General features: G+C 71.2%; 26 protein-coding genes. 7 read left to right on the forward strand and 19 right to left on the reverse strand.

Annotation, left to right across the window (positions count from 1 at the left end; translation table 11 throughout):
- Positions 1 to 49: 49 nt before the first annotated feature.
- Positions 50 to 988: a hydrogen peroxide-inducible genes activator gene (locus ACFIF2_RS20105; protein ID WP_395574518.1), complete on the reverse strand. Its 939-nt coding sequence runs from the start codon at positions 986 to 988 to the stop codon at positions 50 to 52.
- Positions 989 to 1,125: 137 nt separating this feature from the next.
- On the opposite strand from ACFIF2_RS20105, the gene ACFIF2_RS20110 reads away from it, so the two are divergent.
- Positions 1,126 to 1,680, forward strand: a complete 555-nt coding sequence (locus tag ACFIF2_RS20110) for a peroxiredoxin (RefSeq protein ID WP_395574520.1) — start codon at positions 1,126 to 1,128, stop codon at positions 1,678 to 1,680.
- A gap of 5 nt (positions 1,681 to 1,685) precedes the next feature.
- Positions 1,686 to 2,222 carry an alkyl hydroperoxide reductase gene (locus ACFIF2_RS20115; protein WP_395574522.1) on the forward strand — a complete coding sequence of 179 codons (537 nt, stop codon included), beginning with the start codon at positions 1,686 to 1,688 and terminating at the stop codon, positions 2,220 to 2,222.
- A gap of 65 nt (positions 2,223 to 2,287) precedes the next feature.
- On the opposite strand, the gene ACFIF2_RS20120 is transcribed toward ACFIF2_RS20115, so the two are convergent.
- From ACFIF2_RS20120 to ACFIF2_RS20130, 3 genes are all read right to left on the reverse strand, one after another.
- Positions 2,288 to 3,739, reverse strand: coding sequence for an AI-2E family transporter (locus ACFIF2_RS20120; RefSeq protein ID WP_395574524.1), 1,452 nt, complete (start codon positions 3,737 to 3,739; stop codon positions 2,288 to 2,290).
- 166 nt (positions 3,740 to 3,905) lie between these two features.
- Positions 3,906 to 4,610: a transglycosylase SLT domain-containing protein gene (locus ACFIF2_RS20125; RefSeq protein WP_395574526.1), complete on the reverse strand. Its 705-nt coding sequence runs from the start codon at positions 4,608 to 4,610 to the stop codon at positions 3,906 to 3,908.
- A gap of 436 nt (positions 4,611 to 5,046) precedes the next feature.
- The gene (locus ACFIF2_RS20130; protein ID WP_395574528.1) at positions 5,047 to 6,372 is read right to left on the reverse strand and encodes a PhoH family protein; all 1,326 of its coding nucleotides are present in this window, start codon (positions 6,370 to 6,372) and stop codon (positions 5,047 to 5,049) included.
- Positions 6,373 to 7,394: 1,022 nt separating this feature from the next.
- Here ACFIF2_RS20130 and ACFIF2_RS20135 point away from each other — a divergent pair.
- Entirely contained in the window at positions 7,395 to 7,562 is a 168-nt protein-coding gene (locus ACFIF2_RS20135; RefSeq protein WP_395574530.1) for a hypothetical protein, read from the forward strand.
- A 13-nt stretch (positions 7,563 to 7,575) separates the two neighbouring features.
- Here the strand turns inward: ACFIF2_RS20135 and ACFIF2_RS20140 are convergent, their stop codons facing one another.
- From ACFIF2_RS20140 to ACFIF2_RS20155, 4 genes are all read right to left on the reverse strand, one after another.
- The gene (locus ACFIF2_RS20140) at positions 7,576 to 8,376 is read right to left on the reverse strand and encodes a methyltransferase domain-containing protein (protein WP_395574532.1); all 801 of its coding nucleotides are present in this window, start codon (positions 8,374 to 8,376) and stop codon (positions 7,576 to 7,578) included.
- 88 nt (positions 8,377 to 8,464) lie between these two features.
- On the reverse strand, positions 8,465 to 9,337 hold the full coding sequence (locus tag ACFIF2_RS20145; protein ID WP_395574534.1) for an LLM class flavin-dependent oxidoreductase: 873 nt from the start codon (positions 9,335 to 9,337) through the stop codon (positions 8,465 to 8,467).
- 65 nt (positions 9,338 to 9,402) lie between these two features.
- Entirely contained in the window at positions 9,403 to 10,446 is a 1,044-nt protein-coding gene (locus ACFIF2_RS20150) for a hypothetical protein (RefSeq protein ID WP_395574536.1), read from the reverse strand.
- Positions 10,434 to 11,090: a hypothetical protein gene (locus ACFIF2_RS20155; protein WP_395574538.1), complete on the reverse strand. Its 657-nt coding sequence runs from the start codon at positions 11,088 to 11,090 to the stop codon at positions 10,434 to 10,436. The genes ACFIF2_RS20150 and ACFIF2_RS20155 overlap by 13 nt, the downstream gene beginning before the upstream one ends.
- 176 nt (positions 11,091 to 11,266) lie before the next feature.
- Between ACFIF2_RS20155 and ACFIF2_RS20160 the strand changes: the two genes are divergently transcribed.
- Positions 11,267 to 11,638 carry a DUF192 domain-containing protein gene (locus tag ACFIF2_RS20160; protein ID WP_395574540.1) on the forward strand — a complete coding sequence of 124 codons (372 nt, stop codon included), beginning with the start codon at positions 11,267 to 11,269 and terminating at the stop codon, positions 11,636 to 11,638.
- Positions 11,639 to 11,643: 5 nt separating this feature from the next.
- Here ACFIF2_RS20160 and ACFIF2_RS20165 read toward each other — a convergent pair whose 3' ends face one another.
- On the reverse strand, positions 11,644 to 12,201 hold the full coding sequence (locus ACFIF2_RS20165) for a hypothetical protein (protein ID WP_395574542.1): 558 nt from the start codon (positions 12,199 to 12,201) through the stop codon (positions 11,644 to 11,646).
- A 482-nt stretch (positions 12,202 to 12,683) separates the two neighbouring features.
- On the opposite strand from ACFIF2_RS20165, the gene ACFIF2_RS20170 reads away from it, so the two are divergent.
- Positions 12,684 to 12,977 (forward strand): hypothetical protein, encoded by a 294-nt coding sequence (locus ACFIF2_RS20170; protein WP_395574544.1) that lies wholly within the window; start codon positions 12,684 to 12,686, stop codon positions 12,975 to 12,977.
- Between the two features lie 50 nt (positions 12,978 to 13,027).
- Here the strand turns inward: ACFIF2_RS20170 and ACFIF2_RS20175 are convergent, their stop codons facing one another.
- The 4 genes from ACFIF2_RS20175 to ACFIF2_RS20190 form a co-directional block, all read right to left on the reverse strand.
- Entirely contained in the window at positions 13,028 to 13,561 is a 534-nt protein-coding gene (locus ACFIF2_RS20175) for a hypothetical protein (RefSeq protein WP_395574546.1), read from the reverse strand.
- Positions 13,558 to 14,286, reverse strand: a complete 729-nt coding sequence (locus tag ACFIF2_RS20180) for a hypothetical protein (protein ID WP_395574547.1) — start codon at positions 14,284 to 14,286, stop codon at positions 13,558 to 13,560. The genes ACFIF2_RS20175 and ACFIF2_RS20180 overlap by 4 nt, the downstream gene beginning before the upstream one ends.
- 76 nt (positions 14,287 to 14,362) lie before the next feature.
- Positions 14,363 to 16,660, reverse strand: coding sequence for a Tox-REase-5 domain-containing protein (locus ACFIF2_RS20185; protein WP_395574549.1), 2,298 nt, complete (start codon positions 16,658 to 16,660; stop codon positions 14,363 to 14,365).
- A 546-nt stretch (positions 16,661 to 17,206) separates the two neighbouring features.
- Positions 17,207 to 17,713 (reverse strand): ATP-binding protein, encoded by a 507-nt coding sequence (locus ACFIF2_RS20190; RefSeq protein ID WP_395574551.1) that lies wholly within the window; start codon positions 17,711 to 17,713, stop codon positions 17,207 to 17,209.
- A gap of 268 nt (positions 17,714 to 17,981) precedes the next feature.
- On the opposite strand from ACFIF2_RS20190, the gene ACFIF2_RS20195 reads away from it, so the two are divergent.
- Positions 17,982 to 18,833: a helix-turn-helix domain-containing protein gene (locus tag ACFIF2_RS20195; RefSeq protein WP_395574553.1), complete on the forward strand. Its 852-nt coding sequence runs from the start codon at positions 17,982 to 17,984 to the stop codon at positions 18,831 to 18,833.
- Between the two features lie 10 nt (positions 18,834 to 18,843).
- Positions 18,844 to 19,035, forward strand: coding sequence for a hypothetical protein (locus ACFIF2_RS20200; protein ID WP_395574555.1), 192 nt, complete (start codon positions 18,844 to 18,846; stop codon positions 19,033 to 19,035).
- Positions 19,036 to 19,039: 4 nt separating this feature from the next.
- Here the strand turns inward: ACFIF2_RS20200 and ACFIF2_RS20205 are convergent, their stop codons facing one another.
- The 6 genes from ACFIF2_RS20205 to ACFIF2_RS20230 all read right to left on the reverse strand — a co-directional run bounded on the left by ACFIF2_RS20205 (position 19,040) and on the right by ACFIF2_RS20230 (position 23,706).
- Entirely contained in the window at positions 19,040 to 19,654 is a 615-nt protein-coding gene (locus tag ACFIF2_RS20205) for an OmpA family protein (protein WP_395574557.1), read from the reverse strand.
- 8 nt (positions 19,655 to 19,662) lie between these two features.
- Positions 19,663 to 20,244, reverse strand: coding sequence for a hypothetical protein (locus ACFIF2_RS20210; RefSeq protein ID WP_395574559.1), 582 nt, complete (start codon positions 20,242 to 20,244; stop codon positions 19,663 to 19,665).
- A 34-nt stretch (positions 20,245 to 20,278) separates the two neighbouring features.
- Positions 20,279 to 20,869, reverse strand: coding sequence for a pilus assembly protein TadG-related protein (locus ACFIF2_RS20215; protein ID WP_395574561.1), 591 nt, complete (start codon positions 20,867 to 20,869; stop codon positions 20,279 to 20,281).
- Positions 20,869 to 21,069 carry a Flp family type IVb pilin gene (locus tag ACFIF2_RS20220; protein ID WP_395574563.1) on the reverse strand — a complete coding sequence of 67 codons (201 nt, stop codon included), beginning with the start codon at positions 21,067 to 21,069 and terminating at the stop codon, positions 20,869 to 20,871. Before ACFIF2_RS20220 ends, ACFIF2_RS20215 begins: the two co-directional genes overlap by 1 nt.
- A 160-nt stretch (positions 21,070 to 21,229) precedes the next feature.
- On the reverse strand, positions 21,230 to 22,105 hold the full coding sequence (locus ACFIF2_RS20225; protein WP_395574565.1) for a response regulator: 876 nt from the start codon (positions 22,103 to 22,105) through the stop codon (positions 21,230 to 21,232).
- 44 nt (positions 22,106 to 22,149) lie between these two features.
- Positions 22,150 to 23,706 carry a sensor histidine kinase gene (locus tag ACFIF2_RS20230; protein ID WP_395574567.1) on the reverse strand — a complete coding sequence of 519 codons (1,557 nt, stop codon included), beginning with the start codon at positions 23,704 to 23,706 and terminating at the stop codon, positions 22,150 to 22,152.
- Positions 23,707 to 23,719: the final 13 nt, after the last annotated feature.

Consider the following 23,719-nt stretch of genomic DNA (forward strand, 5'->3'; position numbering starts at 1 on the left):
GACCCGGCCCCCGAACCCGACGCGGAGGGCACGCCCCGGCGGCGTGCCCTCAGCTCTCGACCGTGCGCACCGGCAGGTCCGCCATCGCCTCCCGCAGGGCCGCCGCCAGTTCCTCGTACTCCGCGGACCGGGCGGCGCCCGTGCGCATGGCGAGGGCGATGCGGCGGGTGGGGGCCGGGTCGGCGAAGGAGCCGGTGAGCAACTGGCTGGAGCGGGACGTCTCCACCCGGACCGCCGTGCGCGGCAGCAGCGTCACACCGAGGCCGCCCGCCACCAGCTGCACCAGCGTCGACAGGCCGGCGGCCGTGGTCGTCGCCGGAACGCCCGCGCGGCCCGCCTCCCGGCAGATGTCCAGCGCCTGGTCCCGCAGGCAGTGGCCCTCGTCGAGCAGCAGCAGCCGCAGCTCGCGCAGCACCGAGCGCGGGATGCCCTCCCGGCCGCCGAGCTGGTGGTCGAGCGGAGTGACGAGCACGAAGTCCTCGTCGAAGAGGGGTAGTTCGGTGACCCCGGGGACGCCGAGCGGTACGGCGAGCAGCAGCAGGTCCAGGCGGCCGGAGGCGAGGCCCTCCAGCAGGTTCGCGGTCTGCTCCTCGTGCACCTGGAGGTCCAGGTCGGGGTAGCGGTCGTGGACCAGCCGCAGCACCGTCGGCAGCAGGTACGGCGCCACCGTCGGGATGACCCCGAGCCGCAGCACGCCGGTGAACGGCGCCCGTACCGCCTCCGCCTCCTCCAGCAGCGCGCCGACCTCCGCCAGTACCGCCTTGGTGCGGACCGCGAGCCGTTCACCGGCCGGCGAGAGCAGCACCTTGCGCGTCGTACGCTCCACGAGGGTGACACCCAGTGTCTCCTCCAGCGCGGAGACGGCGCCCGAGAGCGCGGGCTGGCTCATCCCGATCGCGGCGGCGGCGTCGCGGAAATGCAGGTGCTCGGCGACCGCGGCGAAAGCTCGCAGCTGGGCGAGGCTGGGCTGCCTCTTCTTGCTCGTCACTAATAGCCACCTCCGATCAACTCGACCGAGTGTAGCTATTTCACTAATCAATGCACCCTGTGCCAACATCAATAGCGTCCAACCCATGGGAAACACTCGCAAAACGGGTGTTTCTTCGCTGCACTTTTGGAGAGCGTGTGCTCACTGTCGGTGACAAGTTCCCCGAGTTCGAACTGACCGCCTGCGTCTCGCTGGAGAAGGGCAAGGAGTTCGAGACGATCGACCACAAGACCTACGAGGGCAAGTGGAAGGTCGTCTTCGCCTGGCCCAAGGACTTCACCTTCGTGTGCCCGACCGAGATCGCCGCTTTCGGCAAGCTGAACGACGAGTTCGCCGACCGTGACGCCCAGGTCCTCGGCTTCTCCGGCGACTCCGAGTTCGTCCACCACGCCTGGCGCAAGGACCACCCGGACCTGACGGACCTGCCGTTCCCGATGATGGCCGACTCCAAGCACGAGCTGATGCGCGACCTCGGCATCGAGGGCGAGGACGGCTTCGCCAAGCGCGCCGTCTTCATCGTGGACCAGAACAACGAGATCCAGTTCACCATGGTGACCGCCGGCTCGGTCGGCCGGAACCCGAAGGAGGTCCTGCGGGTCCTCGACGCCCTGCAGACCGACGAGCTGTGCCCGTGCAACTGGAGCAAGGGCGACGAGACCCTCGACCCGGTCGCGCTGCTGGCCGGGGAGTGATCTGAATGTCGCTCGACTCCCTGAAGTCCGCCGTACCGGACTACGCCAAGGACCTGAAGCTCAACCTGGGCTCGGTCATCGGCAACTCCGACCTGCCGGCGCAGCAGCTGTGGGGCACCGTGCTGGCGACCGCCATCGCCTCGCGCTCCCCCATCGTGCTGCGTGAGCTGGAGCCGGAGGCGAAGGCGAACCTGTCGCCGGAGGCGTACTCGGCCGCCAAGTCGGCCGCCGCCGTCATGGCGATGAACAACGTCTTCTACCGCACCCGGCACCTGCTGTCGGACCACGAGTACGGCACCCTGCGCGCCGGTCTGCGGATGAACGTCATCGGCAACCCGGGCGTCGACAAGGTCGACTTCGAGCTGTGGTCCTTCGCGGTGTCCGCCATCAACGGCTGCGGCATGTGCCTGGACTCGCACGAGCAGGTGCTCCGCAAGGCCGGTGTGGACCGCGAGACGATCCAGGAGGCGTTCAAGATCGCCGCCGTGGTCGAGGCCGTCGGTGTCACGCTGGACGCCGAGGCGGTCCTGGCCGCCCAGTAGCCCGCGACGCGGCACGCGGCAAGGGGCCCCGCTCACCGAACCGGTGGGCGGGGCCCCTTGCCGTCTCACTTCTCCGTCGGGGCACCCGGCGGCGGCTCGGTCTCCGTCGGGGGCGGCTCGGGCGCCGGGGTCACCGGGACCACCGGAGCCACCGGAGCCACCGGGGTCATCGGTTCCACCGGTCCCACCGGGGCCGCCGGTGAGGCGTCCGTCGACGTCGCTCCGTGCGGCCCGGGCGCCTGCCGCAGGGCGGCCTCGCGGGAGTACGCCCGCAGGTAGCCCACGACGGTGTTCGTCACCGCCACCAGCGGTACGGCGACGACCGCGCCGCCGATGCCGGCGATCATGCCGCCGGCGGCCACCGACAGCACCACCGCCAGCGGGTGGACCCGCACCGCGCGCCCCAGGATGAACGGCTGGAGGATGTGCCCCTCGATCTGCTGCACCGCCAGCACCACGATGAGCGTCATGACGGCCGCGAACACGCCCTGCGTCACCAGCGCCACGACGACCGCGAGCGCGCCCGACACCACCGCGCCGACGAGCGGGATGAACGCGAACAGGAAGATGAACACGGCCAGCGGGACGGCCATCGGCACGTCCAGGAAGTAGATGCCGAGGCCGATGAAGATGGCGTCGATCAACGCCACGATCACCGTGCCGCGCACGTACGCCGTCAGCGTCCGCCACGCGCGCGGACCGGCGCCGGCCACCCCCGGCCGGGCCGCCGTCGGCACCAGCTTCAGCGTCCACTGCCAGATGCGCTTGCCGTCGTAGAGCAGGAACAGCGTCGAGAAGGCGGCCAGCAGGATGCCGGTGAGCGCCTCGACGACGACCGTGACGCCCTCCAGCCCGGCGGACGTTATCTGGTCGGTGTTGGCGCCCACCGCCTCGCGCAGGTTCTTGGCGATCTCGTTGATCTGCTTGTCGGTGACGTGGAAGGGGCTGTTCAGCAGCCAGTTCCGCAGCTCGTCGATGCCGTCCTGGACCTGGTCGGAGAGGTTGTCGATGTTCTCCATCACCTGCCAGGTGACGAACCAGCCGATCAGGCCCATCACGACGAACCCGAGGATCGCGGTCAGGGCGGTGGCCGGCCCCCGCGGCACCCCGCGCCGGCGCAGCCACGTCACGCTCGGCTGGAGCAGCGCCGTGATCAGCAGCGCGGCCACGAACGCCAGCACCACCAGCTGTACGGCGCTGATGACCCGCATCAGCACCCAGACGGTGCCCGCGAGGACCAGCAGCCTCCATCCGGCCTCCGCGGCGACCCGTACGCCCCAGGGCACGGCCTGCGCCGGGTCGGGGCGGTGGTGGACCGCGGTCCGGGGATGCCCGTCGGCGTACGGGGAGGCGTGTCCCGGGGAGACGTCGTGCGGTGGCGGTACGTCGGCGGCGGCCGACGCCGGTGCGTCCTCGGCGTCCTCCCCCCGCGCCTGTGCACGACGCTGGTCCAACCGCTCACTCATCCGGGTCAGTCCGGCGCCGAGCCGGCCGAGCCACCCTGGCACTCGAGACATGATCCGTCCTCTTCCCCCGTCTCTCCTCACCACTCCCCCCTGGAGTCGTTCCGCACCGACCGTACATGGCGGGACCGCGAAAGCCCCTCACCGTAGGACGGTGAGGGGCTTCACGAGGTTGAGCGGTGGGGCCGGAGGGCGCCGGGGCGGGCCCGGGCGAGAGGGCCTAGTACCAGTGGTTGGCCTGCCAGAACGTCCAGGCGTCGCACGGGCTGCCGTAGCGGCTGTCCATGTAGTTGAGGCCCCACTTGATCTGGGTGGCCGGGTTGGTCCGCCAGTCGGCGCCCGCGGAGGCGTACTTGCCGGCCGGGAGCGCCTGGAAGAGACCGTAGGCACCGGAGGAGGGGTTGACCGCCTGGTAGTTCCAGCTCGACTCGTGGTCCACGATGTTGCTGAAGCACTGCCACTGGCCGCTGGGCACCATCTGACGGGCCATCGACTGGATCTGGCTGATGCTGTAGGAACTCTGGACGGCGAAGGTGGTCGACTCGCGCGCGGCGTCGCGGCTGGCCGCCTCCTTCTCCGCCTCGCGCTTCTTGGCCTCCTCGGCCGCCTTGGCTTCCTTCTTGGCCTGCTCCTGCTTGGCCACGGCGGTCTCGGCGGCCGCCTTGCGGGCCGCCTCCTCGGCGTCCTTCTTGGCGCTCGCGTCCGCGGCGATGGCCTGCACGTCGGCCTGCTGCGTCAGGGACGCGGTCTGCACCTGCGCCTGCTCGCCCATGGGGATGTCCGCGAGCAGCGTCGAGCCCGCTGCTGTGGCCTCAGCGTCGTTGTTCTGCGCGGTGCTGCCCGAGGCAACGCCGACGACGCTTCCGACTGCGGTGACCGCCGTGGCCGAGGCCACTGCGAATCCCCGGACCGAGATCCGGCTCACACGGTTTCCTTCCAGCATCGCCCGCTTCGGTGACCCTCGCGGACGCAATCGTGCCCCTGGCACTGGCCTCCCCAACTTCGGGTCACGGGAGGCACGGGCCCGGTGGACAACTCCCGCGAGGGGAGCGCCGTGTGGTGCGCGGGCGGCATACGACGCTGCTATGGAGTTGATGGGTGCTTCTGTGGCGCCGTACCGCTGGGGGTACAGCTGTGTCGTATGCGGGGCCTGACAGGAAGGAGACTCTGCCGTAACCCCCAGGGGTGAGGCAATTCTGTGTTGCGTGTGAAAGCTCACATCCCGTTTGGCCCAAGGGATTCCCGGAAACCCCCACACGCGTCGGCGCCGCCCGGCTAGGCTCTTGGCCTTTCCGGGCGGCGCCGGCTCTCGGGTAACCGCCCCGTCCCGGGACAGAGTTCCCGGTGGGGGCGGGGACGGGTCAGATGTGGCCGTCCTCCAGCATTTCGGTCACCAGCGCGGCGATCTGGGACCTTTCGGAACGCGTCAGCGTGACGTGGGCGAAGAGCGGATGCCCCTTCAGCTTCTCGATGACGGCGACGACTCCGTCGTACCGCCCCACCCGCAGGTTGTCCCGCTGGGCCACGTCGTGGGTCAGGACGACCCGCGAGTCGGCCCCGATCCGGGACAGCACGGTCAGCAGGACGTTCCGCTCCAGGGACTGGGCCTCGTCCACGATCACGAACGCGTCGTGCAGCGAGCGGCCCCGGATGTGGGTGAGCGGCAGCACCTCGAGCATGCCGCGCGCGGTCACCTCCTCGATGACCTCCCGGCTGGTGACCGCCGACAGCGTGTCGAAGACCGCCTGCGCCCAGGGGCTCATCTTCTCGGCCTCGGAGCCGGGCAGATAGCCCAGTTCCTGACCGCCCACCGCGTACAGCGGACGGAACACCATCACCTTCTGGTGCTGCCGGCGCTCCAGCACGGCCTCCAGTCCCGCGCACAGGGCGAGCGCCGACTTGCCGGTGCCCGCCCGGCCGCCCATCGACACGATGCCGACGTCCGGGTCGAGGAGCAGGTCGAGCGCGATCCGCTGCTCGGCGCTGCGGCCCTTGATGCCGAACGCCTCCCGGTCGCCGCGCACCAGCCGGACGTTGCCGTCGGGCGTGACCCGGCCGAGGGCCTTGCCGCGCTCCGACTGGATGGTCAGACCGGTGTGCACGGGCATCTCGGCGGCCTCGGGGACGTAGACCCGGCCCTCCTCGAAGAGCACGTCCACCTGCTCACCCGGCAGGGTGAGTTCGGACATTCCGGTCCAGCCGGAGGCGTCCGTGATGGCGAGCTCCGCGCGGTACTCCTCGGCCAGCAGGCCGACGGAGGACGCCTTGATCCTCAGGGGGAGGTCCTTGGAGACGACGGTGACGTCGAATCCCTCCGCCTGGAGGTTGCGGGCGACCGCGAGGATGCGGGAGTCGTTGTCCCCCAGGCGGTAGCCGCTGGGCAGCACGCTGGGGTCCGAGTGGTTGAGCTCGACACGCACGGTGCCGCCGAGATCCCCGATCGGAATGGGGGCGTCGAGGCGACCGTGCCGCACCCGGAACTCGTCGAGCAGGCGCAGGGCCTGCCGGGCGAAGTAGCCGAGTTCGGGATGGTGCCGCTTGGCCTCCAGCTCCGTCACCACGACGATGGGGAGCACGACCTCGTGCTCGTCGAAGCGGTTCAGAGCGTTCGGGTCGGCCAGCAGGACGCTGGTGTCGAGAACGTAGGTGCGCCTATCTGGCTTGTGGCGCTTTGTGCTGGTCACCACGGAAGGACGTACCCCCTCGGAAGAGGTCGGGGAGCGACGGAGTGGACGCTGGGCCGGGAGGGCGGGAACGAGCCGGCCACTGCAGGACCTGCCTGACGGGAACGGTCGGGCGGGGCCTTGGGGCCGCCCTGCACTGGCGCGGGCCGTGAAGCGGCCCTCCGCCGTGTCTTCCGTGCCGCGACCGCACGGTGGGGCTGGTGCAAAGGGCCTCCCGGGCGGACGGCTCCGTGCCGTCCGCTGAGATCCGACACCCGTGGTTCGGGCGTCGACCTGCTTGCGTTATGCCCTCCAAATCGCGCCGCCATGCCACGGCACGGGACGACAGACCGGTGAACTCCTCATGACGGGCGTCCCGCCGGGGACCGCGCCGCGCCTCGGGAGGGCCGGCGCGCCGAGGGCCGGGAAGCGGGAGGCGCCCGGGTGCCGCGCGGTGGGCAGAAAAAACGGGCCGGTCCGTGGGGGGGAGACGGACCGGCCCGAGGGGGGGTTTCCACCATAACCCTTCGTGAGGGCTGTCGTGTGCATCGGCGTGCCACAACTACTCTCCGAAATCGCCCGACGACGCCCGGAGTGCCCCGGAAGCGCCCATTCCGCCCTGAATCATGGCCAGAACCCAACGGCCACCGCCCGCCCGCCGGTGACCGGAGTGACGACAGAGAGGCCGAGGGGACCCGCACCGCGAACGGCACGGTTCCCTCCACCGGGTGACCTCACCGGCGACCGCCCCCTTGACCTGGCACCGCGCAGCCCCCTCCACCGCGCGGTGCCACACGCGCAGCTTTGCTCACGCGAATTATCTGGCGTCGAACTTACGCGCCCGGACGACGCGATGGGATCCGAGAAGGGCACCGATGAATAACGATGTGGAAACCCTGTGCGGATCACGGTCCGATCCCGTGCCTGCTCCCCGCGCCAGTGGCTGTTTGCAAAAATACGCCCTCCTGACGACGCCTCATGGTGACCGTTACGGCGATCGCTTGAGGCGCCGCGCGCGCAGGCGGCTCGAACGGCGCTTCCTGGCCATGTCCGCCCGAACGGGCGCACCGGTCGCCGACGTGGCCGTCGCCCTGCACGGCGTCCACTCCCGGGTACTGTCCAGGGCTGAGCCGTCGCTGGGCATCCGGGGCGACGCCGTGCCCGTACGGACGTACGGACGGACGTACGGGCACACTCCCAGCCCCCGTCCGTGACCTGCCGCCGGGGCTACCGGCGTCGTCCTGGCTTGCGGGCGTCGAAGAGGTGGCGCGTGCTGTGGGCGACGAAGGGGCCCTCGGCCCGGATGCGCTCGTGCAGTTCCCGCAGCCGGTCGCGGTACGCGTCGACGGTGAAGCCGGGGACCATCCACACGACCTTGCGCAGGAAGTGGACGACGGCGCCGACGTCGTGGAACTCCATCCGCAGCCGCTCCGCCCGCAGGTCGACGACCTCCAGCCCGGCGGCCTCGGCGTCGGCGCGCTCCCGGTCGGGGTGACGGCCGTCGCGGATCTCCTGGGGCTGGGGTCCGAGGAAGTACTCGACGAGCTCGAAGACGCTGGCGGGGCCGACGTGCTGGGCGAAGTACGTGCCGCCGGGGGCGAGGACACGGGCGATCTCGTCCCAGTGGGGTCGGACGGGGTGGCGGCTCACGACCAGGTCGAAGGCGCCGTCCGCGAAGGGGAAGGGCGCGTCGTCGGGCGAGGCGACCACGGGGACGCCGCGCGGGCGGAGCAGCTCGGTGGCCTTGGCGACGTTGGGGGGCCAGCCTTCGGTGGCGACGACGAGGAGGGGGCGGTGCGGAGCGCCGGCCGTTTCGAGGGCGAGGTCGAGGACCTCCCCTCCCCCGGTCTGCACCTCCAGTACGGCGGTGGCCCCGGCGAGCCGCCCGGCCAGGGACCGCGCGTATCCCCAGGAGGGCCGGGCCTCGGTGGCCCGCCCCTCGAACCAGGAGAAGTCCCACCCCTCGGTGGGGACGGAGGCGCCTTCTGCCACGAGGTCGTCGAAGGTACGGGGGTGCTGCTGAGCCATGGGGGTGTGCGTCCGATCGGGAGAGCACCGCGCGGGGCGGACGGTGGGGGTGACGGGGTGAGGTCGGAGTCGGGACGGGGTGAGGGCGTCAGGCCACCAGGGGCCGGACTTCCTCGGCGGCGAAGCGTACGAACCCCTCCGGGTCGGGCTCGTCACCGGTCGGCTGGAGGATCACCGTGTCGGCCCCGGCCCCGGCCAGCCTCCGTACGGCCTCGGCGACGGTCCCCGCGTCCCCGGCCACACCGAGGTCCGGCACGGACGCGACGCCTTCGGCGACCAGTTCGGCCCGCAGCCGTTCGCCGGCGCCGGGCCCGGTGGCGGCAAGGAGATACACGACCACCTTGTGCGCCCCGGTGCGCCCGGCCGCCGCACGCCCCTCGTCGATCAGCCGCCGCGCGCGACGTACGCCCTCGGGCGGGGTGGACGCGGTGAGGACGGTCCCGTCGGCGGCCTCACCGGCCAGCCGCAGCGAACGCGGCCCCGTGGCGCCGGCCAGCACCTCGACGGCCCGCTCCGGGGGCCAGTCGAGCGCGACGTCGTCGAGCCGGACGTAGCGCCCCTCGGTCGTCACCCGCTCCCCGCCCAGCAAGGCCCGCAGCGCCAGCAGATGCTCCCGCAACAGGGTCACGGGCGACTCGGCCCGCGCCCCGACCTGCCCCATCCAGTCCTGCACGCCGTGCCCGACGCCGAGGATCGCGCGCCCGGGGAACATCCGGTGCAGCGTGGCGGCCTCCATCGCGGTGAGGGCGACGTTCCGCAACGGCACGGGCAGCAGTCCGACGCCGACCCGCACCCTTTCCGTCCAGGCGAGCGCGGCGGCGGCCGAGGAGATCCCTCCCTCACGGAAGCAGTCCTCCCAGAGCCACAGTTCCTCCAGCCCGGCCTCGTCGGCGGCCCGAGCGACGGCACGCAGCCGCTCGGGGGCGAGCTGGGGGCGGAACACGGCACCGAGTCCAGTCATGCCGCCTTCCTACCCGGCGTCCCGGGCGCGGGACAACACCATTTCGGGTGGCGCCGGGGGCGTTGTCAGCGGTTGACGGCCTGGATCTCCTGGACGACGACGTCCTGGGTGGCTCCGAACGTCCCGTCGGGAAGGTTGCCGCCCGCGCCGGCGGTGCCGGTCCAGTGGATCTTCCACGTGACCGTCGCCTGGAGTGGGAACGTCCCGTCTCCCGAGGAGCGCAGGTACTTAACTCCGCACGGCGGCGTGTCGTCGGCCCTGCCCTTCGCGTACGGCTCGCCGATGCGGCCGCCCTCGATCTCGCAGACGCCCGATGCCGGGTAGGTCTCGGCGTCCGGGGTGCCCGGCTCGATCTCCAGCGCGACCGGCTCCGCGGTGGCCGTCGCCTGGATGCCGATCGCTTGCACGGACGCGGTGACCGAGACCGGCTTGAACTCGGCACCGTTCAACCACGCCCACGTCGGGAGGTTCACCTTGGTGGCCTCGGCGGGCGCCATCGTCACCTCGGTGCTGGGGACGCGGATCTCGGCGTAGGCGAGTTCGGCGAGGATCTCGGGGGTCAGGGCGTTCTCGATGCCCGGGGGCGGGGCCTCGCCCGTGTCCACCCAGAAGGGGCCCTTGTTACACGAGTCCCATCCCGGCGGGTAGCTCTCGTCGACGTACGAGTCCCACCAGTAGCCCTTGCCGGACTTGTCCTTGTTGAAGCCCTTCTTCTCGTCGTCGGCGTTGTACTTCTCCCGCTGTGTGGCGTCCCACTCGTGTCCGGTGGAGCCGGCTTCCCAGATCGGTTCCAGGTACTTCTGCAACTGCTCGGGGGTGTACTTCGGGCCGTACCAGCAGGGCGGCGGGCTCCACGACGTGGACGACGTCAACGCCCCGGCGGAGTTGCCGGAGCCGTTCTTCGAACGGTCGAAGACGACCCCGCCGACGGTGACCGAGAGAGTGCCGTCGGCACCGGTTTCGGCGCGCTGGTCCGTCCCCGAGTTCTGAGTATTTCCGCCCAGAATGTCGTCGGCACGCGCCGTACTGGGGAACGAGAGACAGGAGAGACATGCCCCGGCCGCGACGGCAGCCGGCAGCATCCTCATGACGCGTGTCAGGGCTGGCACTTGGCGCTCCCACTCTGCGAAGCGATCTCCTGAATCTGCCACACACCCTCGCCGTTCTTCTTCAACGACGTGTGATAGATGACGTAGCTCTTCGCCGTGACTTCGGTCTTCCTGATCTTGTTGTTCTTGAGGAACTTCACGTACGCCTTGCCTTGGTCCTCACAGTAAGTGAAGGAAGCGGTGCCATCCTTGTCCACGGTCACCTCGGGGGCGTAGAAGCGGTAATTGCCAGTGATGGCCGCCTTTTGATCCACGTAGTTCTGGATGAACTTCTCAGTACCGGCCGCGGCTTCGCCCTCGTAGTAGTAGAGGTATGCCTTGTCGAGCGCATCCTGCTTGACGATGGCCAGGTCCACAGCCTTGATGGACTGCTCGCTGTCGGCAAGCACAGCGTCCTTCTCCTTGTCGCCGGTCTTCGGCCACTCGAAGGTGTAGGAGAGGTCCGAGGGCAACGCGATCTTCGGCCGGTCGGACGCCGTCGGCTCATTCGTGGTCGGCGAGGCCGTCGGGGTGGTGCTGCCTGTGTCCGCCCCTGCGATCTTGTCATTGCCAGCGGAGTCGTCCTCGCTTCCGCATGCGGACAGCGTCAGGGCCGCTGCGGCGGTCAGCGTGAGCGCTGCGAGCAGGGTGGGGCGGCGGTTCACGGTCGGCTCCTGGGTGGGACGGATCTTCTCTTGAGCGAAGCAACGCTATCCACCGGGGCCCGGTGGCACCAGGGTGAAACCTGTCGCCCGGTGGTGTGCGGCGAGTTCGCAGCAACCGGACGTGGGAGTTCGTCGGCAATAACGGTTCAGTCACACGACGAATAGGAGACATCGGTATGGCACGGCGCTGGTCGGACGGGGTGGGGGTGCTGGTGGTGGAGGGGGAGGCCGGCGGTGCGGGTGTGCGCGTTCCGTTGGAGATCGCCACTTCCTACCGGGCACGGACCAAGGGCCTGTTGGGGCGGGACTCCCTCCACGGCGCGATGCTGCTGTCGCCGGCCGGCGGCGTCCACACCTTCCGGATGCGGATGCCCATCGACGTGGCCTACCTCGACCGGCGGCTCACCGTCATCGCCGTACGCACCATGCGGCCGGGCCGGCTGGGGCTGCCCCGGCCGCGTTCCCGGCATGTGCTGGAGGCGGAGGCCGGGGTGATGGCCGGGTGGGGTCTACGGGTGGGGACGCGGGTGGAGGTGGTCGAGGCGTAGGCGCGTCAGGGGGACACGATGTCGAGGCGGGCCGTGCCGTCCCCTCCCGCCGCCGCCTGGATCACGACGGCGTCGGGTACGGGGCTGGGCTTCGCGCCGTCGCCGCCCATGCCACCGCACGAGGTCCCGCTGCCGTTGGCGCGGAGCGCGGTGACGCAGCCCTGTCCGGTGCCTCGGGCGCTGCCCTTGGCCTCGCCCTGACCCGACTTCAGCGTGTAGGCGACCTCGTTCGGGCCGACCTCGGTCACCTTCAGCGTCGCCGTCGCACCGGACGGGGTCCGGAAACGGACCGTCACCGGCTCGGTCACCAGGATCTGGCAGTCACCGTCCGCGCAGGCGGCGACGGACCTGCCGTCCGCCGCCGAAGGTGACGGGCTCGCGGGCGTGGCTGTCCGCGCCGGGTCCGGGGCCGGGGCCTCGCTGCCGCCGGGTGAGGACGCCGATGCCTCGTCGGGCTCGGCCGAGCCTCCGCAGCCGGTTGCCGTCAGCAGCGTCAGCAGTGCCGTGAGTACGGGGGCCGCCCCCGCTGTTCGCCCGTTGGGGCCTGGAGCCGTCCGTGCCATCGCGCTCTCCCCTGCCGTCCCTCGTTTCGGCCTGCGCGGGCCAGCCTTCCCAGGCGGCTCGCTTCTGATGCCCGGGCCGCGCGCCGCGTCTCGCCACTGTTGGCCGGGGTGGACGAGGGGTATACCCGCCGAGGGGGGGGTGACTGCCATGGCGGACACCGTGGTCAGGTGCCGGTGCGGACACCTGTGGACGGTCCATGAGGAGGGCCGCTGCCACAGCCGGGACGACGCCTGCGACTGCACGGGCTTCTATCCGGACTACTGGCGTCCCAATCGGACCGACACGTGCCGCGGATGCGGCCACGACCGAGCACGGCACCCGGGTGGTCGCTGTCAGGTGCCGGTCGGGGAGGACACCGTGACCGTGCGTCACTTCGGCTTCGAGGGGGACACGTGGACCACGCGGAAGAAGATCGACGTGCTCTGCCGGTGTGCGAGCTTCTGGTGAGCGCGGCGTCGTCCGCCCGGACGCGGAGCCCGAAGTGAGTTCGGCCGACGTCATCGGTGCGGTGGGGATCGCGGTGCTGGTGGTGGGCGTCGTGGCCCTCGTGGTCATCGTGCGCAGCGGTCCGGTCGTCCCGGGCGTCCCGTCCCACCACCGTACGTGCGCCCGGTGCGGGCACCGGTCGTCCGAGCACGGTGTGAGCGGGGGACGCTGCCGGGTGGCGGTGGGAGGAAGCAATGACCGCTACGACGGGGGCGGCAACTGGATCGGCTGGTGGAACCCGACGTACTGCGACTGCTCCGGCTACCGGGAGCGTGGCGGCGCCGGCTGACCGCCCCGCCGACGGGTGAGTGCGCGTGGGGCCGGCTTCAGCCCGGGGTGTCAGGTGTCAGCGGGTTCCGTGATCGGGCGGATGCTGACCAGGGCGGTGATGATCATGGGGGCGTCGCCGTCGGACTGGTTGAGGGAGAGGGCGAGCCAGCGGGGGCCGGCGGGCGGTGCGCCGGACGGCACCGGGCCCCATACCGCCAGGTCGCCGTAGCAGTCCGTGGCGGCCAGGGTGTGGAACGGTTCGGGGAGGGGGTCACCCGTCTGGCTGCGGTGCAGGGGGACGCGCATGCTCACCGTGCGGTGAGGGCCCCAGCGGCGGTCCAGTTCCGTGACGAGCGCGGTCAGGTGCGCCTCGGCCGCCGCCTCGGCGTCGTTCCACTCGGGGCCGTACACGCCCGTGAGGGCCTCGCTCTCCCAGAGGGGCAGGAGCAGGAAGCCCTCGCCGCGGGTCACGGTCCACTCCCCCGTGGCCGGCTCGCCCTCGCTGAGCGCGGGGCCGGTCGTCGGTACGGGGGCGGACAGGGCGGCTTCGACGTCGGACGTCGCGCGGGTCAGGTCGAAGGGCTCGTCGGCGCGGGCGGTCACAGCGTGGGCCTGGTCATCGGCTGGGGCAGCGGTTCCAGGGCCCCGGCCTTCCTGAGCACGTCGTAGGCCCGGACCACCTCGGCCGTGTCGCCGGGCGCCGCGATGTCCAGGAGTACGCCGACGCCGGGGAGTTCCCTGCGCGGGGCCGGCCAGTCGGCGGGGACGCGGGTCGCGCGGCCCGGGGACAGGAAGCCGGCCCAGCCGACCGACGGGGTGCCGATCCTGAAACCGGCCTCCTTCTTCAGCGCCGCCGTCACCGCCCGGTCGCTCACGTCCCCGTGGTCCGGGTGCCACGCCTCGGCGACGGCGGTGAGGAGGCCGGCGTCGGGGAGCGGCTCGTCATCGGGGGACACGATCGTGGTCACCAGCGACTGGAGCAAAAACTCCGGTGTACCGCCCGCCAGTCCGGCGACCTCCACCTTCCAGCCCGGCGGCAGGCCGTCGGCGACCAGGCGCAGTGACGTGCCGTTACCTGCCGACCAGTCGTCGGCCGCCTGGGCCGTGCGCAACGCCTCGACCAGTGACGCCTCGTCCGGCTGGAGCGGCAGGGAAGGACCGGAGGCCGGAGCGGTCCGCCACGTCCACTGCGCACCGGGGCCGGGGTCAGCGCCCGGAGCGGGGGTGAGGAGCCGGGCGAATCGGTTCAGGGTCGTGCTCCAGCGTTCGGCGAGCGCCTCCACCGGTTCCTGCCACGGGCCCCAGAAGCCCCGCACCACGCGTCGCATGTGCCGTCTTCTTCCCTTCTTCCATCGTCTCTCGTCCCGCCGTTCCCACCTTAGGGCGGACCCGGTCGGGGACCCGTCAGTCGAACGCCTCGGGTCGTCGGTCGCCGGCGACGGGCTCCGGTGAGGTGTGGACGACCTCGATGTCCAGGCCCGCGTCCTCGAACGCGTCCCTGGCCGCGTCGGCGACCTCCCCGTTGGAGAAGTGCCACTCGACGTCCTTGCCCCGCGCGGCCTCGACCTGCCTGCGCGCCTCGGCCAGCAGCCGTTCCCTGCCGGACGGGGTCAGCTCCGTACGGTCCGCGGCCAGGAAGCTGTCGTAGCCGTTCTTGGCCTCCAGGTAGGTCTGGCGCGAGGAGTCCCAGCCGTCGAACTCGACGTCCGGCACGTCCGGGTCGGTGTGCGGGACGACGTACTCGTAGCCGCGCTGGGTGCCGGTGACCTGTTCCTGGTAGCGCAGCCAGGACTCGTTCTTCCAGCCGGGCTCGGGGTTGCGGTCGCGGCTCGCCCAGAAGCCGTCGCCGGCGTCGGCGTCCCCGTACGTGCGGCTGTGCAGGTTCTCGGCCCAGTCCGGCGGGTTGTAGTTGCGCGGGTCGCCGGTGTCGTTGCGTTCGGGGTCCGGCCACCGCTTCTTGTTCTCCAGCGCCTGCCGGGCGCGCTCCGGTTCCTCGGCGCGCTTGCGCTCCAGGTAGGCCTGGCGCTCGTGCTCGCGGGCCTTTCGCGCCTGTTCCGCGGCCTCCTCGTCGCAGCCGCCGCCCTCCGCCAGGACGACGTGGGGGGTACGGGCGAGGGGCGCGGCGAGGACCGTGGTGCCGGTGCCGGGGCCTCCGGTGAGAGCGGGGGCGGGGGGTGCGCCGCCGCCGTACGGGACTCTGCGGGGCGGTGCGGAGATGGTGCAGCCCGTTCTGCGGGCCGCTTCCTCCGCCTCGTCCGCCGCCTCGTCGGCCCGGCGGGCTGCGTCCTCCAGCGCGTCCAGGTCACCGGCGTCGGCGGCTCGCCGCGCGTCCTGCGCCGCCTCGGCCGCGTCGTCGACGACCTTGCTCAGCCGGCCGAGCGAGCCGACCTTCTCGGCGACCTTGACTCCGCCGTAGCCGGGGATGAACAGCGAACCGACGTTCCAGACGACGGTGGTGACGGCCCGGGTCTCGTTGCCGTCGTTCCACTGGTCGACCACGTCGTCGCCCACGAACGAGTCGAACAGGACCGTGCCGCCCGTGCCCAGCGAGGCGCCGCCCCAGTCCAGGACCGCGCCGAGGTAGTCGCCGTCGCCCCACTTGTCGCGGGCGTCCGCGGTGTCGTTCCACCACTCCTCGCCGAGCGAACGGCCGTAGTCCATGAGGCCGTTCCAGGTGTCGCCGGGGTTGGTGACCGTGTTCCAGATGCCGGTGAGGTCGCCCCAGACACCGTCGACGAAGAGGCCTTCGCCGACCTGCTTGATCTGGTCGCCGGCGCATCCGAAGAAGGCGCCGAAGCCGGAGAAACAGCCTTCGTCGTCCTGACCGCCGCCCTCCTCGCCGCCGTCGCCGTCTCCCTCGTCTCCGCCGGCGGCCGGGTCCTCGTACGGGGGCTCGTCGATCTCGTCCTCGGCGGCCACGGGGTCGACGACGGACGGGTCGCCACGGGGATCCGTGGCGTCCCCGTCCCCGCCCCCGCCCTCGCCGGTGTCGGTTCCCCCGGTGTCACCGCCCGGGTCTCCGGTGCCGTCGCCGGGGCCGGAGTCGCCGCTCCCACCTGTGTCGCCGCCGGCGTCACCGGAGTCCCCTCGCGCGCCGCCCTCGGCGGTGACGCCGTCGGCCCCGGCCCCGGGCGCGGGGCACGCCGTGCCCGTGACGCGGCACACCTGGGCCTGGATGCCGGTGAGGAGCTGCGTACCGAGGCCGCTGACGACGAGCGCGGCGATGATCGCCGCGACGACCGCGATCAGGCCCGCGTACTCCACCGCCGTCTGTCCCTCGTCCCGGCGCCAGCGGATCAGCCGGGCCAGGGAGAACGGGCGGCGCTCCCGCCGGTCCGGTCCGGCGAGGCGGTACCAGGCGCGGCTCTCCGGGCGGGTCAGGAAGAACAGGATCAGGACAGGGAGCAGGAGCTGGGTGAGGCCGCGCGCCGATCCGTCGACGATGTTGGACACCGAGCCGAGGACCAGCCACGCCTGTACGACGATCAGTCCGCCCCAGATCCAGCCGCCGCCCTCCCACGTACGGCGGGCCAGCCACCAGCCGAACACGCCGGGACCGGCCGCGTACGCCACCTGGGCGAGCAGCATGCCGTCCACCGCGTCGAGGGAGGCGGCCGTGAGGAGCAGACCCAGGCCACCGAGCACGGTGAGCGCGAACAGCGTGTGGACGAGCGCGAGCGCCCACGACAACGGCCGGGGCATGTCCCGCCGCCCTCCGGACCCGGCCGGCCGCGGGGCACCGAACTCCGCTCCTCCCCCGATCGAGGCCATGCCTCTCCTCAACTCCCCCCGTACGCGACGCGCTTGATGCACGGCACGGCCCGAGGGTAGGGAGGAGCGATGGTCATGACATGGGCCCGTGGACCCAAATCGGCACCCGCGCGTCGACGTGCGCGCTCCGGTCGTGACCGTCGCTGTGCGGGGCGAGCCCGCGCTCTCACGTGCCGGCCCTGTCCATGCCTCGCCCGAAAGCGTGAGCAAACAGGCCCTTACCGTCCTCGTGGCGCTCGGATGAGCGCTTGAGTGACAGTCGTCTGCCTTCTGCTCACGTGCTGCGCGCCGACCAGCCCGGCAAGCCGCCGACGGCTGAGGCCCCTGGGCACAGGCACCGCCACATAGGCGACTGTCTCCGTCGTCCTGCCCTCAAGAGCTGAACCGACCACGGTCCACCGGGTCCCACCTGGCGCTGCAAGCGGGGCCGGGGCGCGGGTGGAGGCGGTGAGGGAATTGACCGACGAGCCGGCCCACCTACTGCTCCCCGCCCACGTACGCGCGGGCGCCCTCCCTGGGCAGGACCGCCCACATCCGGGTCCCGCCGCCCGGCTCCCGCGCGTCTCCGAAACCCCAGTCGCCCGCGCACGCCCTGACGACACAGGCCAGCACCCGAAGCGCGGCGCGGCGGCGGGCGTCACAGGCGGCGGCCAGGCGGGGGTGCGTGTGGCGGGGGCGGGCGTCGTAGAGGATCACCCGGAGCGCGTCGTCGCGATAGCGGAGCGATACGTACATCGCCGCAACGGGGGCCAGGCGGCTGGCGCACGCGGTGAGTTCACCCACGACCTGGACGGCCGCGTCCGTCACGTCGTCCAAGCCGTGGGTGCGCAGGATCGTCCGGGTCGCGGTGCGGGCGACCGCGGGGCTCTGCGGGGACGGGGGGAGGGTGAGGCTGTAACTGAGGGTGTCGGGGGGCTGCGGGGCGAACGGCTTGTCGAGAGGAGCGGCGATCGGGCAGAGGCCGCCGGCCATCGGTTCGGGCATGGAAACTCCCTGAGCTGAGCGGGTGTTCGGCAGCTCCGGCCGGTGGCTTGTCTCCCTGACACGGGACCACCCCTCCCAGGGCAGGAGAGTGCGGGCGGACTCGCGTGATGCGCTTCCGGGCGGTGCGGGTCGTAGTCGACCCGTCGCTGACAGTAGAACGAGGGGGTGGCAATTTGCCACCTCGCTATCGGATTTTCCACCCGTGTGGGTGGACCGAGGGGGTGGCCAAGGGGCAGACTGACGCCGCGACTACGGGAGGTAGTGACACATGCCGCCGAGGGCAACGCCCACTGAACGTCAGAAGCGATTGGGCGCGGAACTGCGCAAGATGCGTCTCGCAGCGCAGGTGTCCACGGAGTACGCAGCCGGACTGCTCGGCATCGACCGGACGAAGATCTCCAACATCGAGGCGGGGATCCGGACCATCACGCCCGATCGCCTCCGGACCCTCGCCTGCAACTACGACTGCCGTGACCAGGCGTATGTCGACGCACTGGTCCACATGACGGAAGACCGCACGCGCGGTTGGTGGGAGGTGTACCGCGGACAACTCCCCGCCGGCGTCCTGGACATCGCGGAGATGGAATGGAACGCGCAGAAGGTGCGCGCCGGCCTGGCCATGCACGTTCCCGGCCTTCTGCAGACCGACGCGTATGCCCGCACACTGTTCGCCGCCGCCCTGCCGCCGCTCTCACCGGCAGAGGTCGAGTTGCGTGTGGCGCATCGCATGCAGCGCCAACAGGTGCTGTACCGAGAGAACCCGATCACCTACGTCGGGTACGTGCACGAGGCCGCGCTGCGGGTCGAGTTCGGTGGCGCGAAGGTGGTACGGGCACAACTGGACCGCCTCTGCGAGTTGTCCGAGCGCGAGAACATCGACGTGCGCGTGATCCCCTTCACAGCGGGCGCCTTTCCCGGCGCCGGACAGGCCTTGACGTACGCGGAAGCAGTGGTGCCCCAGCTGGACACGGCAGAGCTCGACTCCGCTCACGGACCCGAGTTTCTCCACGGGCAGTCACAGTTGGACAAGTACCGAGCACATCTGGACTGGATGGAGACCGCGTCGCACTCGTCGGCCGAATCGCGGGACTTCATGCGCAGCATCGCCAGCGACCTCTGAGGAGCGCCTGATGACAGACATCACCTGGGAAGAGCCGTTCTGCGCCGAGGGCGCCAACTGCTTCCGCATAGGCACCGACTCCGACGGCAACGCCTACATCGCCGTCGCCGGACAGGAAGACACCCCCCTCACCGACAACAGAGAGGCCCTGCGCGCCCTGATCCTGGAGATCAAGGCAGGCAGGGCCGACCACCTGCTGTGACTCGCTAGCTCTCCGTGCGCGGGAAGGAGATCTCGACCCGGCGGTTCTTCTTGCGGCCGGCCTCCGAGGAGTTGTCGGCGATCGGGTACTGCTCGCCGTAGCCGCGTACCTCGTAGGTGACGTTGGCGTCGTTCAGTTCCTGTTGCAGGATGCCGTGCACGGCGTTCGCGCGCCGCCGGGACAGGACGTCGCCATGCGCGGAGGAGCCGAGGTTGTCGGTGAACCCGAAAACGCGGATCTTCGTCGCGTTCTGGGTCTTGATCTCCTCCGCGATCGTGGAGATACGGGACTTCGCCTGCGCGCTGAGCTTGGCACTGTCCTTGCCGAACAACACCTCGGCCTGGAGCGCGAACGTCACGTTGGTGTTGGTGTCCTCGCGGCGTTCGTCACCGCTCTGGTCTTCGACGACCGTCTTGATGTCCAGCACCTTCGGCTCGGCGAGCGTCGCACCGTCCGGGAGCTTCAGGTCCGGGTCGTTGGCGTCCAGTTCGACGGGGGCCGAGGCGGTGGCTTCGGTGCCTGGGGGGACGCTGGGGGCGTCGTCGGCGTGGGCCACCCCCACGCCGGCGAGGAGGAGGGTGGTCAAGGCTCCGGTGAGGATCAGGCGGGTGTGAGTCATGCTGTGCCTCAACCGGAGATCTGGATGGTGCCGCTGGCGAACGTCGGCAGTTGGAAGGAGACTTCGGCCGTGCTGGTCGGTGGCGCCGGGAACTGGATGAACACCGCGAGAGACTCGCCCGGCTTGACTGAGGAAAAGCCGGTCGTCGTCAACGGCCGCCCATCCGTGTCACGCAGGACGTAGTAGCGCTTCTTGTCCTTGCCATCCACCAGGGTGGCTCCCCCCAGTGACATGCCATGCCGGAGGATCTCCGTCTCATTCCCGCGAACGGCGGCCGGTACGGTGACCCGCTTGGCGCCATCGTTCTTGAGATTGCCACTGACCGTGACGAATCCTCCGACATCACGCTGGGCGGACGTGATCTGCAGCAACAAGCCATCGGAGCCCTTCAACTCTGCCATGGGCTCCTCCGCTTGACCGTCCTGAGGGCTCGGATCGGACCCGTTGTCGTTGGAAGCAGAAGCCGAGGCCGTTGGCTTCTTGTCATCATCACCACCCCCGCCACATCCGGCCACTCCGAGGGCCAGTGCGGCCGCAGCGGTCAGCACGACCATCCCCCTGCGGGCCTTTGCAGTGATCCGCATGCTCATGCCTCTGCTTCCTTCATCACTCGTCGTTCGCTTGTCAATCAGCCAGATGGACGTCGAAAAGGTCCTCGGGTCCGGGAAGAAGGTCGGCAGGGCCCTTCGGATCCAACTTCCACTCCCTGTCCTCACATGCGAGCAGGGGCAAATCGTCGCCCCCCGCATCTCCCACGGGAAGGCAGCGCGGTTCGATCACGGCAGTGGCCTGCGCCGTGGCGTACTTGTTCTCGGTTCCGGGGACGATGGAATCGCCAACAGGCTTATTCGTTTTGACCTCAACCTTGTATCCCAGCAGCCCCTGGGGCGCACACGTCACTACGTCGGCGTCGTTCTGCGCCGCGAGTTCATCGGCACGCGGGCACGAAAGATCGAGTGTCGGCACGTCACCGTCGAAGATCTCTTGCCACTTGGTGGGGTCGAGCAGATTCTCCACCCACTCGCCGGCCAATTGGTCTCGTCTGTCCTGCGCAGCCGCAAGCGCTGCCGCATCAGCAGCCGTCTGAGCACCGTTTCGATTCGCCGCAGCCTGGCCGACCGCAAGGTACGCGAACGCGAGGAAGAGCAGGCCCCCCACCACTGTGATGTAGATGGGGAAAGCCTGCCCTGCGTCGCCGTACCTGCGGGATTGCATCAGCCGCCGCCGACGACCTCGTTCACCTTGTCCGTGATCGCGGTGTAGATCGTGTTGCCGATATCCGTCCCCGTGATCGCCAGCACGATCGCCACGACCACCGCGATGATCCCCAGGTACTCCACCGCGGTCTGGCCCTTGTCGTCGCGGGCGGCGCGGGAGTGGAGGTACGCGACCGTCGTGTTGATCCAGCTGCTCATGGTGTTCCCCTCCGGCTGACGCGGTAGCGGCTTCCTGCACGGTGCCGCTTTCGACATGAGCAACGTAGGGGCGGACACCCCGTCCGCCGGAGGGCCCCAGGGCCCAATCCCGGGCCCAAGCGCAGGCCCAGTTCGTCTTCCCCCCTGCCGCCATCGCCGGTCACCCCACTCCCCGGCCGGAGCCCGGTGCCGTGCCGAGCCACTTCGCGGCGGCTTCGGCACGGCTCGTGCTGTGGAGCTTGGCGAAGATGCGGTTGATGTGGTTCTTGACCGTCTTCTCGCTGATGAAGCACGTGGCGGCGATCTGCTGGTTGTTCATGCCGGACGCGATGAGGTCCATGATCTCCGCCTCTCTCGTGCTCAGTCGGAACCTCGACCTGTCGGGAGCGGCCGGGCGGCCACTCGTCCACCCAGACGACGACTGTGCCACATCCGGTTGCAGTTGCGAAAGGGTTTCCGCAGAAGTGGGGGGAGGCGGGATGCGGGATAGGGTGATTGCCGGGGTATTGCCGGGAGTTGTCCTCGCATCGCTCAAGCCCTCCGGCAGCGGCGGACCGCTCCCCACCCCCTTGCGAAGTTGCGTAAGCAATGCCCCCGCCGCCGTCGGGGTGAAGTGGGCCCGGCCCTCCTTGATGTCCCGTACCGCCGCGACCAACTGGTCCGCCGTGAACTCGCCGTGGACCAGGTAGCCGCCCGCTCCCCTGCGCAGGGCCTCCTGGACGATCTCCGACTCCCTGCTGTACGTCAGCATCACCACCGGGGCGATCCGCACCAGGTGGGGCAGGGCCGAGAGGCCGTCCACGCCCGGCATGCGGACGTCGAGGAGGACGACGTCGGGGCGGTGGGCGTGGGCCGCCTCGTAGGCCTCCCTGCCGTCGGCGGCCTCCGCCACGACCGTGATGTCCGGGCGGCCGGAGAGCAGGGCGGTCAGGCCGGCGCGGACCACCGGGTTGTCGTCGGCCACGACCACCCGGAGCGCGGTGGGCGGGGGCACGTTCTCGAAGGGGTTCGGCGGCGGCTGCTGGGGACTCTGCATGAGGCTGGCCCCTCTCCGGGGGTGGGCGGACGCGTACGGCGTGTTCATGGGGTGGCCTCCGTGGGGCCGGACGGCGTCACCGCCGCCAGGGGGAGTTCCAGCCGGACCTCAGTGCCCCGGGCGTGCGAGCCGCGGCCTATGCGGATGCGGGCGCCGACCGAGGCCGCCCGTTCGACCATGCCGAGCAGGCCGAAATGGCCGGCGCGGCGCAGTTGTTCCAGGTTCGTGCCGGGCGGGAGGCCGCTGCCGTCGTCGTGGACGCTGATACGGAGCAGGCCGCCGTGGACGCCCGCGTGGACGTCGACCCGGGTCGGCCCGGCGTGGCGGTGGGCGTTCTCCATGGCCTCCGAGGCGATGGTGAGCAGTTGGCGGGCCACCGCCGGCGGCACCGGGGGCGCCGCGTCGCCGCCCGTCGGGCGGTACGTCGCCGGCAGGCCGGTGCGGGCGCCGAAGTCGCGCGTACGGGCCGCCAGCTCGGCCAGGACGTCCGTGCCCTGGTCCGGGTCCGACTCGCGGCGCAGGTCGGCGAGGAGTTCGCGGGATTCCGCCGCCGCGCGGCGGGCCGAGCGGGCGACGAGTTCGGCCTGCTGCCGCACCAGGGCCGGGTCCGGGCGCCGCGCGTCCGCCGCCGTGCGCGCCAGGCCGTCGGCCGCCAGGGCCACTCCGTGCAGGGTCTTCGCCACCGAGTCGTGCATCTCCCGGGCCAGCCGGGCGCGTTCCGCGCCGACCGCCTCCGTGACGGCCAGGCGGGCCTGGACCGCCGTCAGGGCCTGGGTCGCCGCTCCGAAGCGGAGCATGAGGTTGCGCAGGCTCGAGCCGACCGCGCCCGCGACCACGCAGAGGCCGGGGAGGAGCAGCGCCTCCGCCAGGCCCGCCTGCGGGTCCTCCACGGTCGCGTAGACGAGAAGCAGGAGCAGGCCCTGGAGGGAGGCGAAGACGGCCGCGCCCCGCCAGCCGTAGGCGAGGCCCGCCAGCAGCGGCGTGCACACGCTGACGTAGGCGAGGGTGGTGTCCGGGCCCGCGGAGACGAGGAGCAGGGCGCCCAGGAGGGTGTCCACGGCCAGGAGTGTGGGGTGGCGCAGGAGGAGGGGGCCGAAGCGTTCCCAGTCCCGGAAGAGGACGTAGGACGCCATGAAGGTGACCACCACCGCGATGCCGACCAGGCGGGTGCCCCAGCCGGGGGCCGCGTTGAGGAGGGCGGCGGGGGCGGCGAGGGCGATCATCGCCAGGCGGAAGCCGAATGCCTGGCGGCACAGGGCTTGGAGGGCGTTGACCTGGATGCGCACGTCCGGGGCGGGTTGCGGGGGCTGCGCCCGGCCCTCGGCCGCGACCTCGTTCCCACCCTCACCGGCCGTACGGCCTTCCGCACCACCCGTGCGGCCCGCGCCGTCGGGTGCGGGTGGCCTCCGCGGGGGGCGGGTGCCGTCCGTGACCGCCGGTTCCCAGCCCGGTGGCAGCGCCGGGGTCGCCGTCGTCACCGGGATGTCCGTCGCGCCCGTCCGGGCGTGGGCCGGGAGGACCGTGCCCGCCGGCGGGGTGGTGATCTCGGGTGGGCCGGGGTGCCGGCGGAGCAGCCCCGTGCGTTCCCCTGTCGTCGTCATGGCACCCAGCCCC

The organism is Streptomyces sp. BK79, from assembly GCF_044142145.1.
Taxonomy (GTDB): Bacteria; Actinomycetota; Actinomycetes; order Streptomycetales; family Streptomycetaceae; genus Streptomyces.